General features: G+C 46.9%; 12 protein-coding genes and 1 pseudogene. 11 read left to right on the forward strand and 2 right to left on the reverse strand.

The window, feature by feature from the left end; genetic code table 11:
* The first annotated feature begins 56 nt into the window (after positions 1–56).
* The 3 genes from AXFE_RS14140 to AXFE_RS14150 all read left to right on the forward strand — a co-directional run bounded on the left by AXFE_RS14140 (position 57) and on the right by AXFE_RS14150 (position 5520).
* Complete coding sequence (locus AXFE_RS14140; RefSeq protein WP_052606605.1) at positions 57–1757, forward strand: EAL domain-containing protein; 1701 nt, start codon at positions 57–59, stop codon at positions 1755–1757.
* Between the two features lie 114 nt (positions 1758–1871).
* Positions 1872–3083 carry a MarP family serine protease gene (locus AXFE_RS14145; protein ID WP_152626108.1) on the forward strand — a complete coding sequence of 404 codons (1212 nt, stop codon included), beginning with the start codon at positions 1872–1874 and terminating at the stop codon, positions 3081–3083.
* A 199-nt stretch (positions 3084–3282) separates the two neighbouring features.
* Positions 3283–5520 carry an MMPL family transporter gene (locus AXFE_RS14150; RefSeq protein WP_052606607.1) on the forward strand — a complete coding sequence of 746 codons (2238 nt, stop codon included), beginning with the start codon at positions 3283–3285 and terminating at the stop codon, positions 5518–5520.
* Positions 5521–5672: 152 nt separating this feature from the next.
* Here the strand turns inward: AXFE_RS14150 and AXFE_RS14155 are convergent, their stop codons facing one another.
* Positions 5673–6614, reverse strand: coding sequence for an SPFH domain-containing protein (locus AXFE_RS14155; protein ID WP_082058779.1), 942 nt, complete (start codon positions 6612–6614; stop codon positions 5673–5675).
* A complete protein-coding gene (locus AXFE_RS14160; RefSeq protein ID WP_052606609.1) occupies positions 6598–7113 on the reverse strand; it encodes an NfeD family protein in 516 nt (171 codons plus the stop codon). The genes AXFE_RS14155 and AXFE_RS14160 overlap by 17 nt, the downstream gene beginning before the upstream one ends.
* Before the next feature lie 581 nt (positions 7114–7694).
* Between AXFE_RS14160 and AXFE_RS14165 the strand changes: the two genes are divergently transcribed.
* The 8 genes and pseudogenes from AXFE_RS14165 to AXFE_RS21570 all read left to right on the forward strand — a co-directional run bounded on the left by AXFE_RS14165 (position 7695) and on the right by AXFE_RS21570 (position 16711).
* Positions 7695–8654: a hypothetical protein gene (locus AXFE_RS14165; protein ID WP_152626109.1), complete on the forward strand. Its 960-nt coding sequence runs from the start codon at positions 7695–7697 to the stop codon at positions 8652–8654.
* 520 nt (positions 8655–9174) lie between these two features.
* Positions 9175–12786: a putative bifunctional diguanylate cyclase/phosphodiesterase gene (locus AXFE_RS14170; RefSeq protein ID WP_052606611.1), complete on the forward strand. Its 3612-nt coding sequence runs from the start codon at positions 9175–9177 to the stop codon at positions 12784–12786.
* A gap of 504 nt (positions 12787–13290) precedes the next feature.
* Positions 13291–13856 (forward strand): annotated as a pseudogene (locus AXFE_RS14175) (IS607 family transposase).
* Positions 13853–14023: a hypothetical protein gene (locus AXFE_RS20100; RefSeq protein ID WP_160291874.1), complete on the forward strand. Its 171-nt coding sequence runs from the start codon at positions 13853–13855 to the stop codon at positions 14021–14023. Before AXFE_RS14175 ends, AXFE_RS20100 begins: the two are co-directional and overlap by 4 nt.
* Before the next feature lie 23 nt (positions 14024–14046).
* Positions 14047–15156, forward strand: coding sequence for a lactonase family protein (locus AXFE_RS14180; RefSeq protein WP_052606612.1), 1110 nt, complete (start codon positions 14047–14049; stop codon positions 15154–15156).
* 448 nt (positions 15157–15604) lie between these two features.
* Positions 15605–15955: a hypothetical protein gene (locus AXFE_RS14185; protein ID WP_052606613.1), complete on the forward strand. Its 351-nt coding sequence runs from the start codon at positions 15605–15607 to the stop codon at positions 15953–15955.
* Complete coding sequence (locus tag AXFE_RS14190; RefSeq protein ID WP_052606614.1) at positions 15952–16593, forward strand: ATP-binding protein; 642 nt, start codon at positions 15952–15954, stop codon at positions 16591–16593. Before AXFE_RS14185 ends, AXFE_RS14190 begins: the two co-directional genes overlap by 4 nt.
* 22 nt (positions 16594–16615) lie before the next feature.
* A complete protein-coding gene (locus AXFE_RS21570) occupies positions 16616–16711 on the forward strand; it encodes an ATPase (protein WP_407071681.1) in 96 nt (31 codons plus the stop codon).
* Position 16712: the final 1 nt, after the last annotated feature.

Consider the following 16712-nt stretch of genomic DNA (forward strand, 5'->3'; position numbering starts at 1 on the left):
TCTCTAATTGAAGTTGCTTCGGGCGTGTTAACTAAATTCATAAGGGCGGTGTGTGCTTGACGAGCGTATCTTATCTGAATTCTGAGGTCGGGATGGCATGGACACGCCTTATAATCTCCTTTTCATCAGGGATGGTTGCCTCCTGTACCCCTGAGATAACTTCGATTACAGGTTATGGCCAAAGTGATCTAGAGATGGTTAATTTCATATCGCTAATTCACCCCGAGGACCAATTTTTATATGCTCAGGTGGTCGATGACTTTTGGTCGAGTGGTGTTTTAGGTGAAATCTCTATTCGCCTATTGGATGCTTCTAGTGAATATCGAGAGATGGTGCTCCGAGTCGCAGGTAGGAGCCAAACCGACGAGGAACTTCAAATTATGATTGATATAGCATTGCTGCAAGACCAAGATGATCTTTTGGGTCCAAGAGACGCTCAACCAATGGTTTCGTTTGAGATTCAAAGTGTTACCGGGTTGTACGGACTGGACTATCTCTTTTATGAATATGAGCGAATTCAATCTGTTGTTGGCGTTGAAGTCGGCGGTTTGGCCCTTCTTGTAATTGACATAGACCGGTTCGCCATAATTCAAAGCGCACTCGGTGTGAGTGGCTCGAATTCAGTATTAGGGGTTGTGGCGCATCGATTTGAAGATGCACTTGGAGGAGTGTTTCCTCTTGTGCATATCGAGAAGGACCGCTTCGGTCTTTTGTGCATAGGCATAACTGAGGTCGCGCAGGTGGAGATGGTCACCCGGACGCTAAGGTCAATTTTGGATACGCCCGTGGTTGCTCCAGATGGCGAAGAAGTGGTCGTGACCGCTTGTGTTGGGGTTACCATCGTGACTAATTCAGACTTTAGCGGGCAAGATCTTTTGTCTCAGGCCATGGCGGCTCGCGATAGGGCCAAGGCGCGCGGCGCGAGCAAGGTGGAGTATTACAGCGACCTCCGCTCCTCGAGTGCAACGGATCGGAGAAGCTTTGAAAATATTGTGCGACGTGCTATCGACTCATCGGAGCTCGTTGTCCTATTTCAGCCCATTATTTCTTTAGAACACCGAAGAATCTGTGGCGTCGAAGCGCTGGTAAGGATGCACCATCCTGAGCGGGGGCTGATTTCGCCGATCGAATTTATACCAGTTGCAAAAGAGATTGGTCGACTTCCGAGGCTGGGTACCCAGGTAGGAGCTGCAGCTCTGTCTGCATTGACTTCATGGTCTCAACTCTATCCAGATCAGCTGCTGACCATGGGGATCAATCTGTCTGGTGACGAGTTAGACGAACCCGACGTCGTCGAGGCACTTATTTCACAGCTAGATAATGTCACTATCGCCAAGGATCGCATCTTTATCGAACTTGGAGCGCTTGACCTTGATCCAAAGTCTCGTAGCCACGCGTCGATTGAGAGGTTGAGCGAATATGGAGTCTCTTTGAGCGTTGACGAATTTGGGGCAGGTATTTCTGCGCTCGGAATCTTTTCGCGATATCCGGTCAGCCAAGTCAAAATTGATAGATCGCTTGTTCTGTCACTTGGAGAAAACGAACGCTCCTACCGTGTCATGGGCGGATTGGTAAAGCTCGCCCATAGCCTTGATGCGGAGGTTGTTGGTATCGGTGTTGAGCGCGCGGAACAGATTCGAATCATGCGTGCGTTGGAGATCGATAAGGTTCAGGGCTATCATATTGGACAGCCAGTTGAAAAGGAGCAGATCGATACCCAGTTGGAGCTCTTATCTGCCAGCCATGAAGGTTTATGATGGCTTTTAGGTGCATGACTACTATCTCTTAGGTAATTGCACTGACGAAATCGCTAAATAAGACATAAAATCAAAGAAGCGTGTTTCGCGCTAGGATCGCCTTAAGGTACGCAGTTGTTCTTGTCCCAAATTTGGATTATTTCGACAGTAATGGGTTTCAATTGGATTGACCTAATTATTCTGATCGGCGTTGGCTATGCCGCTATTCGTGGTGGGCAACTTGGTGCGGCAGTTCAGCTAGGTTCGTATGGTGGATTTTGGATCGGTCTCTTTCTGGGAGCACTAATAGCACCTCGCGTGGCTGGGTTGATTTCATCTAGCTTTTTGCGTACTGTCGTTTTACTTTTAATTCTCTTTGGATTTGCATCGATCGTTGGTGGCTTTGGTCGTCATCTAGGGAATATAGTTTCGAAAAATTTGAGTCGTTTTCATTTGGGCGGTGTTGACTCGGCCATTGGTGGTGGGGTCGCTGTAGTTGCAACTTTACTTGTTGTTTGGGTAACGTCTGCAATTGCGGTAAACATACCACTAGCAGGTCTATCTGCCCAAGTTGCTGGTTCAAGAATTGTAAAGGGTATTACGGGCGTGATGCCTCCGGCTCCGAGCCTTTTTACTAGAATTCAAGGTTTTGTCGACTCGGCGGGTTTCCCGTCTGTCTTTGCGGCGCTTCCGCCAGCTGTTGCCGGACCCGTAGCTCTCCCAAGTCAAGGTCAGATAAATTCTGTGACCGCCGCCGCGGAGAAGTCGGTCGTCAAGATCGAAGGGATAGGATGCGGCCAGATTCAAGAGGGATCTGGCTTCGTGATTGCTAGTAACGAAGTTGTAACTAATGCGCACGTAGTGGCTGGAACCCATGGAATTACGATTATGGACGCTTTTGGTCAGCACCCAGCCTCGGTGGTCTATTTTAATCCAAAACTTGACATTGCAATATTGCGGACTACGGGATTGGCAGAAGCTTCTTTGCCGATTGCAACTTCAGTGGCCGCTCGAGGTGAACAGGGCGTAGTTCTTGGCTATCCGGGTGGTGGGCCACTTACAACCTCCAGTGCGGGCGTAATGGATGCCTTTACAGCCCAGGGTCGAGATATCTACAACCAATCCATCACCGATCGACTGGTATATGAGCTTGAGGCGATTGTGCGCCCAGGTAACTCTGGGGGACCTATCGTCAATCTTAAAGGCCAAGTTATTGGGGTCGTATTTTCTAGGTCGACTACTAATCCAGATGTGGGATTCGCACTCGCTATGCCAGCCGTATCTCAATCGATTGCCAAGGCGGCTAATTCCACCTCTGCAGTTAGCACTGGCGCGTGTGCCGCATAGAGCTAACTTGCCCATGGGATTGGAGATTCAAAGTCTCATTTAGCAGCAGCTATGCAAAGATATTGTCAGACTTTATCTTTTAACCATATTTTGATCTTGGCAAAGCTTTCGGGCATCTCGAGCGACCATGGATCAAGGTGAATAAGATAAAGATCCATGTATCCCTTCCGAGATGAACAAGTAGTGCATGGTGAGTGCTATGGTTTGGCTTTTTGGGATAACTCCCGAGAAGAATCGTCCCTCGCGATGGGATTTTATATTGTATAGGTGGCTAAAGCGAATTGTAATTGCACATCCGCTCCGGGTCATATTCACATGGGTTTGTCTTCTGGGCGTCTTTGGTTTTTTTGGTTTGCATGCCTCAAGATATCTGCGATCAGGTGGCTATGTACCAGCAAATGCACCTTCACAAGTTGCCAGTAACCTTCTTGCCAAGGAATTTGGTCAGCCATCTAATCTGGGGTTTGTTATTCGGGCAAAGAACGGAGCTATTACATCTAAAAGTTCTATGAGTTCAGCATCAGAGATCTTGTCGAAGCTTCGCTCTAACTCGTCTATTTCTGCAATAGAGAGCTTTATCGGACCAGGTGGGTCTGGCCTGGTCTCGAGTAATAAAAGTGAAGGGTTGATCTTAGTAACCGTAAAAGGTAAGACTTCTATGGGTTATTCGGCAACTACCGCTTCCATAGTCAAGGAGATTTTACCGAGAGGTCCTAACGCCTCTTACTCCGACGTCTCAGTCATAGTCGGTGGATTTAGTCAGATTGGAAATGAGATAACCAATCAGACCACCTCGGATTTGAAAAAAGCCGAAACCATCGCTATTCCAATAACATTTCTGTTACTGCTAGTAGCCTTTGGCAGTGTGGTTGCAGCACTTCTTCCTGCGATGTTGGGGTTGGCCTCGATCCCAATGACCTTAGCCGTCCTCTATTTCTTAGCTCGTACTACTCACGTAAGTATCTTTGCGCTCAACATGACTACTGCACTGGGGCTTGGACTTTCCATCGACTACTCGCTTTTAGTGGTAAGCCGCTTCAGAGAGGAACTCGCTCTGGGCTATGACGCTTTGGAAGCGATCGAACGTACGATTGAGACCGCGGGGCGAACTATATTTTTTTCAGCCCTTACGGTAGCGGTTTCGCTGGCTGTTTTGATCACCTTTCCCGTCTACTTTATTCGAAGTTTTGGCTTTGCGGGGATAGCTGTAGTCTTTCTCTCTGCGCTAGCGGCTTTGCTGCTTTTACCCAGTGTCTTAGTCCTTCTGGGAGAGAGAGTGAACTCTTTGGCACTCTTTGCAAAGGCAATCAATCTCGAAGGCGAATCTCATGCTTGGCGAAGACTTTCGACTGTGGTTACCTCGAGACCTTTCCGCTCCGGAGTGCCTGTCGTAGGAGTTCTTCTCATCGCAGCCTTACCATTGATGAACATTCACTTTGGAACTCCTGATCAGAATTCCCTTCCTATCAATGCTTCAGCCCGACAATTTTCAAAGATTTTGGCTACGGACTTTCCACTCAATGAAAATAATTTTATAAATGTTGTGACCTCCACGGCCCTATCTTCAAGTAGCGACGAAAGCTATGCCAAGCAACTCAGCGAGATAGCTGGGGTAAGCCAAGTCTTGTGCCAAGTGGGGATCTATCAAAATGGTACTCTTATCCCTGGATCTAATCGTGCCAATGCATCATCTCATGGCCCAATGGTCAATTCCAATGCATCGTTGTTAGACGTTTCGTTTGCCCCAAACGATCTTTCGCCCCAAGCTCAGAGCATTGTCCACAAGGTGCAAGCAACGCTGGTGCCAGGTGGTGGCAGATCCTATATTTCAGGTTTTACCGCGACCTTGATCGACCAAAACAGCTCTATTGCTAGATCTCTTCCACTAGCTATCGCTCTTATTTCTTTGGGTACGTTTATCCTGCTATTTTTATTTACGCGGAGCTTTGTTCTGCCTTTGAAGGCTCTCGTTCTTGATGGTCTCAGCATTGCAGCTAGCTTTGGTTTTGTGGTTTGGGTCTTTCAGGAGGGCCATGCCTTGCGCTTCTTAGGTTTCACACCTCAGCCTCTACCGACTCAACTCTTGGTTTTAATGTTTTGTCTAAGTTTCGGTCTTTCAATAGATTACGAGGTATTTCTGCTCTCTCGAATCAAAGAGGGCCACGACCAAGGTCTAGATACTATAAGTGCGGTTATCAACGGCATGTCTCATACGGGAGGGATAATCACAACTGCGGCATTGATTCTATCGGTGACGTTTTTTTCTTTTGGAAGTTCGTCACTGAGCTTTCTTCAAGTCTTTGGAGTGGGAACAGGTGTCGCTGTCGTTTTGGATGCGACGTTGGTTCGCGGAATTTTAGTTCCAGCAATTATCCGTGTGATGGGAGATGCAAACTGGTGGAATCCAACCGCAAAGTTCACTGATCGATCGCGCTAGTTTGGCCTATGAGGAATCGTTTTTGATTTAGGCAAGTATCGACGTGGCTCACTGATTTCGCCTTACTTGCTGGGGCTGTGGTAAGAGTGCTATCTCTTTATGGTATTTGAAGTATCCGTGGATGGGTTTCCACGGATACTTCAAATGAATATTTAGACGGCATCTTTTGTGATTCGCAGGGTGTTAGAGTTGCCTGGCGATTGGCGTTCTACGATATCTCTAACTCCAGATAAAAGATTGGTAAGTTCCATAGGAAATAAGATCTTGGTCGATGGTGAATTTGCAAGTTCTTTGAGTGCGCCTAGATATTGGAGCAGTATTGTGTTTGGATCAGTGCCTTTGGCGATTTCACCAATGACAGAGAGCGCGCTTGCAAGTCCCTCGGCACGTAGCACTGCCGATTGACGTTCCGCCTCAGCTGTGAGGATTGCAGCCTGTTGGGCGCCTTCAGCCGATAGTACGTCGGCCTGTTTTTGACCCTCTGCAACCGTGATGGCGGCCTGCTTTTTACCTTCGGATTCAGTGACCACAGCACGCCGAGTCCGCTCGGCTGACATTTGTCTCGTCATAGCCTCTTGAACTGCCGGTGGCGGGTTTATCTCTCGTACTTCAACGTTGGTTACCTTCACACCCCATCGTTCGGTGACTTCGTCTAATTTGACTCTTAGTGAGGTATTCATTGCCTCCCTTTTGGATAGGACGTCGTCAAGGGCCATATCTCCTACCACGCTTCTCAAGGTCGTTGCTGCGATATTTAACGCAGCCCCGGAGAAGTCTCTGATGTTTACTACAGAGGTAACCGGATCAAAGACCCGATAAAACATTATGAAGTCGATTGAGATCGGAGCGTTATCTTTTGTTATGGCAGTTTGATGTGGGATCTCGAGAAACTGTTCACGAAGATCCACTAAAGAGATACGATCCGTAATTGGATTTATCATTATCAAGCCCGGACCTTTAGCTCCGCTTGACTTCCCTAAACGAAAAACGACCAGTCTCTGGTAGTCCCTAGTTATTTTGAAGGTCGAAAATAAAGTTCTAACGATAACTCCTAGCAGCACCACGGCTACGACGATTTCAATTATTGTTTTCATTATTCCCCTTGTTGTTTTGAGTTGGGTCGAGGCGCGATTCATCGACGAAGGGAGCTAGTTCTAGGGGATCCAGCGCTACTTTTAGGTGAATTTGGTCGGCTTCGACCACAAAGATCTTTGAGCCCTTTTCGATTGCCTCTCCCATGGCGATAGCGCTCCAACTTTCTCCTTGGACCGAGACCGTTCCCGTAGGATTGAGATCGGTTGTGGCCAGACCTGTTTTTCCCCAAAGGTTCATATGGATGATATCGATGGCGCCTTTGGGCTTGGACAGAATTCCTTTGATGCCCAAGGCCGTGGTGCCTAGGGCGATTACAAAGATGGCAATGTAGATGATGATCGAGATCGACGATGTGCTGGTGGCAATCGATAGTATCGTCACAGCGGCAAAGACAATTGAGGCAATGCCAGCCCCGACCGATGAATGCGGTCCTAGGTGCAGTCCAACTGCGATAATGAGAACGATAAATGCTAGTAAAAGAAGTGGAACTACGATCATCGTAAACCTCGCTGATCTATCAAACCTAACTCTATTGCATATTTCATGGCTATATGGATCACTCTTGATCTAATGTTTTCAAATTTATTAGCCATTGAAGGTTCCTAGATTGAAGGGCGCCACTGTGGCAGGTTGAGCTAATTCGATCATAGGGATCCCACCTATGTTATGGTGGCTCTTTTGGGACCGAGGTGGTGCTAGAGGTAGTTGCATTAAGGCTCATCTGCGTGGGAAAATGACTCCCGGTCCTCGGCCCCGTGTGCCAAATGAAAGTACGGATAGTAGTGTCTAGGTGAGCCAATTTTTTGATAGGGTAACCGAATTTGATAATAGGAAGATCCAGGAGCTCACCTATGTCCTGGACTACTAATAAACTTGTTTACCTAATTGGCGATATTAATAGTTGGCATTTGATGCCCCAGTTTTTATTATGAGTGCACGTTAGATTGAAGAGAATCAGTTCTGTAGCTAGCCTTGTAGGTTTATTGGAAAAGTGGAGGTTAGAGAGAAGGTCTCAACCTCGAAACGGGTCGATAAGGTACCTTGGCAGAGTTCTGCTTCTCCTGTTTTTATTATTCGGAATGATGTCGGCTCCAAAAGCCGCTTATGCGAGCTCCAAAGTCAAGTTTCCCAGAGTCTCTACACATAATGGCTTTATTCCGCGACCCCTAGCGTTATGGAATGCTCATGGCGTTACTTTGGGATCCTATCCCCAGATTTGGTATTCTCCCCTGAATCTCAAGCCAATTGTACCCGGAGCATCTAGCGCTGAAGGTACGTGGTCGCCTATTGGTACCAACGCTGGCCCAGGCTATGCCACCTTTGCCACCTATGTCACTCCTTATGCTGGGGCTCCACAGGTGGCGGTTGCATGGATAAATCAAGATTATGCAAGATTGTCACTCTATGCTGGAACATCTCAGCCAGGCGGTAGCTGGCCAAATCAGGGAGCAATACCTCCGTCACTCCAACCTTCACTGATTGCAGCATTTGAAGGGGGATTCTTATTCAACCAATCTGAGGGAGGTTGGTACCAGGGCGGAAAATATGGCCAACCGCTAGTAAACGGAGCGGCTTCGGTCGTAAATTTCCGCAATGGAACTGTTGATATTGGGGCTTGGGGCGTGGACGTTTCGATGTCGCCTAATGTCTATGCGGTTCGACAGAACCTGATTCCTCTAGTCTCAGGTGGCGCCGTCCTGCCAAGTGCTACCTATGATCCGCTTGTAACATGGGGGTTTTCTTTAGGTAATCTTTTATATACCTGGCGGAGTGGACTTGGGATAACCGCAAATGGAGCTTTGATATGGGTTGGTGGACCTGGACTGTCCCCGGCGGCTCTTGGTAATGTACTGGTTTGGGCTGGAGCGGTTCGAGGAATGCAACTTGACATGAATCCCTATTGGGTAAATTTTGCATCCTATTCCTACTCCCCTCTTCGTGGCACATCGGGAAGTAACTTGCTAGCTGCTATGCATTACCCACCTTCGCATTATTTAAATGGCTTTTGGCGCGACTTTATTGCAGTATTTCTTCGTTGATCCTGAGATAGCGTTCAACTTTTTGCCCATTTATTTGATAGATTGGCCAATTGCACCCTCGCCACATCTGTAGGTATTTAATAAACAATGAAGCCGATTGTCTTTTTGCTCAAGATTGCTTATGAGATGGGCTCTTGCATGCCCCATAGCCATTTAGTAATTAGTCTTGGATCTTGCAGCTCTGCCTATGGTTGATGGGTTTAGGAGTAGCGGTTTAAGACTAGTGGGTTGTAATTAGTGGTTGATTCAACGTGATCACGGTGATCAACGTGATCAGTGTGATCAATGTGATCGAGATGGCTTTATGGTTCTATTTGTCATGTAATTTTTATCTCTTTGGGTGATATTCCTCATCTTTGATTGAATAGTGATATTCTGATTAAAGAGTTATTTGCTCATGGATTATGGCCTCTTTAAATTTCGAAATATTGATTTCAAATTTCTATTGAGACGAGAATAATTATCGGCTTTTAGCATAATTTTTTAACAGGGGGAGATTCCTATCGACTCCAATGATAATTTGACGAATATCGATTCGCCAACAAAGACAATTACGGATTTTTTACTCCAACAGGTACTTGACATGACCGAAGTTCCCCTAGATCAATCGGTGAACTCCATCGTGAACCGATTCGTCCGATCCGTCTATATCCATCTTGTTGAGCTAGAAGGTGGTTGCGATGAGAAGGCACATCCCCTGATCGAAAGCGAGCCAGAGGATCGTCTTCGTCTTTATGGTATTTATTTGGATGGACAGCAGCTTTTAGGTGACTTTGTAAATCATGAGAAGCTCCTGGATCGACTTCGTTCTTTTTTAGGGAATCAAAACCGGATTCCAAAAGATCGTTGGTTACGCGCGATCGATCTCCATGAGGTAGAGTTCAGAGAGGCTCACTTGGAGATAATTCGAGCTGAAACCGCCTATCGTGACGGATTGTATAACTTATTTATCCAGATATCGAGAGACTTTGATTCGTTTTGCGCCCTGTCAGAGCAGAGTCTTTTCGACTCTTTGGCTAATTGTGTCACAAAATATTTGGATGCTCATCGCGTAACAATATTTGTGGCATATGGAACAATTAGCACGGGCTTTGACGATCGGGTCACCCGAGTTGCTAGTGGCGGTCATGAGTGTTCACTTTCCTCAAGTGCTCTTTTCGACTCACAAGATCTAATGGTTGGGGCGTTTGATTCGATCCGTCGCGGTGATGTAGTGGTGCAATCACCGGGCTGGCAATATGTCGATGAGACCCAGTTTCTGGAGGCTTATGATTCGAGCCATCCAAGAATAGATTCTGATATCCGCCAAGGTAGGATCTACTTCCCATTTAGGATTTCACAGGCTCGGACTGGAGCGATCGCGATATCGCTTCATGCAAATTCAGTTATTCCTGGAGGAATTAGTCCAATAGTTGATGCACTGGGTAAAGAGCTGGACCGAATCTTTCAGGCGAGAGCTCTCGTGGTTCGCAATCGACGTTTGGAGTCCGCCAAATCTATACGTGCAAAGATCTTATTTTCTGAATCAGTAAATGAAATTGAGATTATCAAAGAGGCGACACAAGCGTTGGTTCAAGACGAAGTGGTTGCAGGAGCTGCGATCTTTCTTCGTCATGACGAGGACAGTACCCTTAGGGTCGCATACGGATTTGTTGATCCAGAGACTCAAATGATCCTTGATGGCTGGACGATGACCTTCGGGGCTGGAGATGAACTTAGATACCCCCTTGTTGAGTCACTTATTACGAGGAAAGTAGTAGTAACCCCAGGGGTGCCAGTTGCCGGAAGTGCATCTATGTCCCTTAGACCAGCCATTATGGCCAACTTCGAGCATTCAACTTTGATTCGAGTTCCCATTGTAAAAGATGAATATGGAATCGGAGTTATGGCACTACTTGCATATGACGAGGAAGACAATCTAGTCGACGATCACTTGATCGGTGAGTTCGTCAATATTCAAGAGAGCTCCGTCACCCAAGCCCGTGCGAACCTTGCAAAGGAGACTTCTCGCTGGTTGGCTGAGCTGAATGAAACTTTGCTCGAAAGTGCAGGAGTGCTTGTTTCTGCGCTGACCGAGGAAGAGCTGTTGGACCCACTCTGCAAAGCGCTTGTCTCCAAGGGAGTCTTTAGCACCGGAATCTTTCTAAAGAGAGATAGGAAGTTGCGAACCCTAAGAACCGTGGCGGCCAGTGGAATCGCAGTGGATGAATTTGATCGGTTGTTAGTCGCGTTTGAGTTAGAAAAAAAGAGATCAGTTTTGGCCAAGTTGGCCTTCGGGGATTCGGTTCAAGTCTGCGATCGTAACCATAGGGATGTCGATCTGGCCCATTGGCATAAGCTTCTGCACTCAAATGGATGGATTTCGGCGGTAGCCGCTCCTGTTCGGCGGGACGGTCGCGCATTTGGAGTCTTGATTGTTACCTCTAATCAGCTTGAGGCTCTATCTGACTCCGTTGTACAGATGATAAAGACGGTAGCGATGATGATTGAGCATGGATTTGGTGAGATCGATCTCAAAGTGAGTCTCAACCAAGAGCGATCCCGTCTGAGCACCTTAGCTAGTATGGACTTTTTGACTGGTATCGGCAATCGAGCTGCTTTTGAGTACCAATGCGCGATTGCGCTTGAAAATAGAAAAGATGAGATTATTGCCATTGGAATTTTGGATCTTGATGGCTTTAAGGATTTGAATGACTCTTTTGGCCATCAGGCTGGGGATCGATATCTAAAAGTCTTGAGTCAGAAGATTTTGGAAGCATCTCGCAGTAGCGAAATCGTTGCTCGTTTGGGTGGTGATGAGTTTGGCTTTTGCCTTCGAATCCAAGATGTAAGCGAGATTTCAAGTTTTGTAGATCGAATTAGTGACTTGATCCGTGATAGCACGTTTGAACTGAGCGTTACGGGTAGCTTTGGATGGGCTTTTGCACCTTTGGATGACGCTTCTTTCGACTCCCTCTTAGCTAAAGCAGACGAAGCTCTATATGCAGCCAAATCAGGAGGTGGAGATCAATTTAAGTTCTATGGTGGTGAAGTCGCTCGTAGCGTAGGTGTGCGGAACTCAGTTCGTGAAAAGTTGCCTGATGCGATTGAAAAAGGTGTAGTTAGCTTCAAATATCAACCTAAGGTCCAAATTTCTACGGGAGATGTTTGTGGGTTAGAGATGCTACTTCGCTGGGGAAGCTTTGAGACCTCGGTAGTCATTGGAGAGCTTAAAAACAATCCCGTTTTAGCTCGAAGTGTTGGCAGGTATCTGATCAAAAGAGCCAGCTCCGCGCGAGAGATCTTGGATCGTCAAGGGCTAGAGGCAGTGGATCTCTCGTTGAATTTTTCACCGTCGCACTTTCTTGGTTCGGACTTTGAGAATGACTTAGAGCCCCTATCTTCCAGGAGCAGATCCTTCGTAATCGAGATAACTGAAGATGTAGCAATTGAGGATTTTGAAGAAGCTCGTCTTAGAATCTCAGCACTTAAGGGCAGTGGATTTAGGATCTCCATGGACGATTTTGGCAGTGGATTTACCTCTCTTTCTTCGATTGCTAAGTTGACTGTGGATGAGATTAAGATAGACAGGTCTTTCCTCTTAGAGGCTGATAATGATCCAAATACCTATGCTGTATTTAGCTCTTTATTGATGCTTGGGCGACTCGCGAACGCAAGGGTCGTTTTAGAAGGAATTGAAAGCCGAGCCCAAGAAGAACTCTGGGTGACCCTTGGCGGTAAGTTTGCTCAAGGATATCTATATGGTAGACCAAGAGACCTTAGCGAAAGCATTTCGATTATACGAAATCAACCAATAAAACCCAATTTGGATGTGGCTTTACCAGTGGAAGACTTTGAGCTGATAGGCCACTTCTTGCACTTTCAGCATTTTCATACCAATAGTCGATTCCTAAGTTCCACAGATGCCTCATGTGAGCTTGGAGATTGGTTCGATCGACGTTTTGAAAAATGGGGGCTCCTCGATGAGTTCAATAGTGCAAATATGGCACATGGTCGACTTCATATCTACCTTCAAGATGCAAAGTCAAATCTTTCAAGGGCGTATATAGACGAACTGGAAGGCGAAGTTCGCGATAGGATCGTATTACTTGCTCGAGCAATAAAGGCAATCTCGGCAAACAGGACAGGCTAAAGCTCATCAATTGTCTCTATCGTCTAAATTATTAATGGGGATAGCGATTAAATTATTAATTGCGAGACCATCACTTCAGTCGCCTGTTTCTATATCGAATAGGGCTCGTGCGCTAGACGTCTAACTCCCCTCTATGTCAAAGTAAGGCTATTTGTTTTAACTATTTGGTTGCCGTGGCATCGTCGTTTCTTTGTGTCTTGTTTGAATTTTCTTGGGTTTTGGCTCTCATCTAGTGTCTCTTTTGGTAATTTCCTTGTAATATGCGGAATTAATGATTTGTGCCTTTGTTTTACCTTATGAGCGATAGAGCTCGATAAGAAAAGGACATAGGAATAAGCTCCGACCAATTGGATTAGTAATCGATGAGAATGATCGCAAATACCTTGAATCGGTGATTAGAAAGACTACCGCACCTGCAAATCAGGTATTTCGAGCAAAGATTGCCTTGATGTGTGGTGACGGGGTTGCAACAGTTGGCACAAAGATGTTCTATAACGATATGTAATGAACTTACGTGAGTGGGCACTGTCCCAAGGTATACATCCTCAAACGGCATATAAGTGGTATCGTGCCGGTACTCTGCCTGTCCCTGCGCTAAAGTAGGGCAACTCATATTGGTGGGAGATCTAGAGTCTCAACCGTCCGTATCTAAGTCTGCCGTCATATATGCACGAGTGTCTTCTGTAGATCAAAAATCAGACCTAGATCGTCAGGTTGCCAGAGTTCTCACTTGGGCTACAGAGCACGGGTACTCAATAGATCGCGTAGTCACAGAAGTTGGTTCGGCCCTTCGCAGACATAGGCGAAAGTTTCTGATTCTACTGAAAGACCCAACAGTAGACACGATTCTGCTACAGCACAGAGACCGCTTCTGTCGGTTTGGAGCCGAATATATAGAGGCCGCACTTGAGGCTCAGTCCAGGAAATTGGTTGTGGTAGATCCAGCCGAGGTAGATGACGATCTAGTGCGCGACGTCACGGAGCTGCTCACGTCTCTCTGTGTTCGCCTCTACGGTCGCAGTTCGGCTGCTAACAAAGCTCAGCGTGCTATTGATGCGGTGTGCTCATGATCGCAGTAATGCGGACAAAAGCACAGGCTCAAAGAGTATCCGATCTCACCGGAGGTAAGGTTCTTCTTGACGAAGGTAACCCAACAAGGAAGATATCGCTCACCGGAGATTTCGAGCAATACCGAGATGCACTAGAGTCAGTCAGCGTACTATTTGCAGTTATGTGACGATACCGGCGAGAAGGTTCACTTTGATCGTTGCCGCATCTCCTGACGGCAAGGTGCTGTACGTAGTCACCAGTGGCCCTAATGGATATGAGATCGAGACAATTAGCTTGACCTCGAATCCTCCCACGATTTCCAACACTACCAATCTTCCTAGCGGAACTCCAACCGACATCGCAATATCTCCAGACGGTAGTCATCTCGGGGTAACTTTGAATACCTCCGCTTCGCAAAACGTATCCACGGGTGAAGTGGCGATCTATCAGGTCAATCGAGATGTGATTCAGTCTTCAACTGCGCCAGCAATAATCCCAATTGCTACCACAATTCCAAATTCTCTGGCAATGAGTAACTCCTCAGTCTTCGTAACACCGAGTGCCATCACCACCAAAAATAACAAGAGCTTTTACAACTTTTCGAGTTTCGATATAGCAAGTGGTAACGCCAACTACACAACTGCCCTAACCAATGCTGGCGATCAACCGATTTGGATCACTTTGAGTCCAGACGGATCAACATTGCAGATGACGGTAAATGGCAATGGTCCGAGTTACGTAGCAGTACGTTCTGCGTCTTCAGGGTCAACGATCAAAGATGTTCCTATTACCCCAGCGTATAGTTTGCAGGGGATTGCCTACACTTCAGATGGAAGTGCGACCTACTCGGCTGAGATCCAGCAAGTCGGTACGGACAGCGTTGCGGATGTCGACCCTTATAATTACATAACATCGGTATCGTTAGATAATATTGGTCCAGGTGTTGGCACTTCGATTGACCCGACCTACTTGGCTGTTGGTGTGCCTTTAGCACCGGCGCCGGTGACGCCTGCTACGGTCGCACCGACGATAACTTCTCCAACTACTACTGCACCAACTACTACTGCACCAACTACTACTGCACCGGTAACAACGACTATTGTACCGACGTCGGTCTCGCAACCGTCGTCGTCTCCGACTACCGTCGCTGCTCAGCCTTCGTCCACGACTCAGTCGTCCGTGATCGTACCGGCGGTCCATACAGGTAAACCCTGGAGCTCCAATCTGTGGTGGCTGTTAGTCGCGACTGTGGGTCTTGCAGGTCTTGTTCTTTTGCGTTCCGGAAGCAATCGCCAATTGGGTGACACTGAACAAAGTTGACAGTTTGAAGTAAGTCATTCTCATCGCGTGTAGTGCGGAATGACGAATTTGTAGATGCGTAAATAAACAGAGGCTACGAGGGCGGTTCGCTCACTTAGCCTCTGTTTTATTGATCGCTAAGAATCGTCCTTTTTGCAGAAACGGATTGTCGATGAAATTGAAGAATCGGGGCTGTCAATGTTTGACTTGATTTTCTGGCACACAAAGTGTGCATGGTCTTCACGGCTTATGCAAAGGTAAAATGGTCGCGAGCAGGGTCAATCCCCGGGCTTTCCTCTGATGAGCGGAGGCGCAAGTTACGTAATCTACTTAATCTGTAGTAGCGAACGGTTACAGTTGAATCCCCATATCAGCATCGTCGATGGATCTGCTACGAAAGTAAAGTTGGGCCGCTTCACTCTGTAAGCGCAACGAGCTCGGTAAGTTTCTCCGTAGGTTTGAGAATGCCTTGGGTCTTGCGCGAAAGATCTTCCATGCCATCTTGGATGTGTTTTCGATCTGCGCTGGATTGCTAGGGAGGGTCGGTGCTTTTTGGCATGTCTTGACGAGTGAGGGCATTGGAGTTTTAGTTCGACACTCGGTGCTACGGGGAATGTGGGTCGTAAAAGCAGCAATAGTAGCTGGTATCAATTGCGCTCTTGAGATGAATAGTCCGAAGGCTTCCTATGTTGAGATCAAAGCTCGAGAATATCTAGAGCCAAAAGAAACTGTTCCTCTTTCTAAATGTCCAGAGGTTACCAGCGAGTTGGTAGACCTTGGTCAATATGAGCAACTCCTAATGGGCCAGGTGGCCTCATGAGCCAAGAGTCCGAACTTCTAGATATAGCTGATTACGCGAAAGCTCTACGCCTGCCTGCAATTGGTGCCAACTTCGCCGATATCTTGGCCCAAGCCAAAAGAGATGGTTGGAGTCATCTGCGATTTATCACCGAGCTTTTATCTCTAGAGCTGACCGAACGCGAGGCCCGACGATGCCAACGTCTTTTAATAGAGGCAAAGATACCTCGTACTAAATTACTAGGTGAGTTCAACTTGGCAGATTCCTCTATAACTACAGAGACTCTAGAGTTTCTCGTAAGAGGAGACTTCTGTGACGTTGCTACCTCGGTTGTTCTAGTTGGTGGACCAGGGACTGGTAAGACCCATCTCTTGATTGGAACACTTGTCTCCCTGACAGCAAAAGGAAAGAAAGTGCGCTACACCAACGCTGCCACTTTAGTAAATGAACTCCATGAAGCACAAGATGACCATAGATTGTCCAAGGTCATTGAAAGGTATCAGCGCCTTGATGTCCTTGGGATTGATGAGCTTGGGTACCTCCAACTCGATAGACGCGGTGCCGAACTACTCTTTCAGGTAATCATAGAGAGAGAAGAGCAATCCTCGTTGATGGTTGCTACCAATCCTCCGTTCTCTCAAATGGAATGGTATTTTTAGCGATCCAAGACTCGCAGGAGCAGTGGTTGATCGAATCACCTTCAACTCCAAGATCATCGAAACTGGATCTTCGTCTTTTCGTCTTCGCTCAGCAATAGCGACAAAGCAGAAGAAGTAGC

This window comes from Acidithrix ferrooxidans, from assembly GCF_000949295.1.
Classification (GTDB): Bacteria; Actinomycetota; Acidimicrobiia; order Acidimicrobiales; family Acidimicrobiaceae; genus Acidithrix; species Acidithrix ferrooxidans.

What these genes read in the sequence shown, in the direction of transcription:
- AXFE_RS14150 (WP_052606607.1), top strand. Translation starts at nt 3,283, where the DNA reads ATGGTTTGGCTTTTTGGGATAACTCCCGAGAAGAATCGTCCCTCGCGA.
- AXFE_RS14155 (WP_082058779.1), bottom strand. Translation starts at nt 6,614, where the DNA reads ATGAAAACAATAATTGAAATCGTCGTAGCCGTGGTGCTGCTAGGAGTT.
- AXFE_RS14160 (WP_052606609.1), bottom strand. Translation starts at nt 7,113, where the DNA reads ATGATCGTAGTTCCACTTCTTTTACTAGCATTTATCGTTCTCATTATC.
- AXFE_RS14165 (WP_152626109.1), top strand. Translation starts at nt 7,695, where the DNA reads ATGATGTCGGCTCCAAAAGCCGCTTATGCGAGCTCCAAAGTCAAGTTT.
- AXFE_RS20100 (WP_160291874.1), top strand. Translation starts at nt 13,853, where the DNA reads ATGATCGCAGTAATGCGGACAAAAGCACAGGCTCAAAGAGTATCCGAT.
- AXFE_RS14190 (WP_052606614.1), top strand. Translation starts at nt 15,952, where the DNA reads ATGAGCCAAGAGTCCGAACTTCTAGATATAGCTGATTACGCGAAAGCT.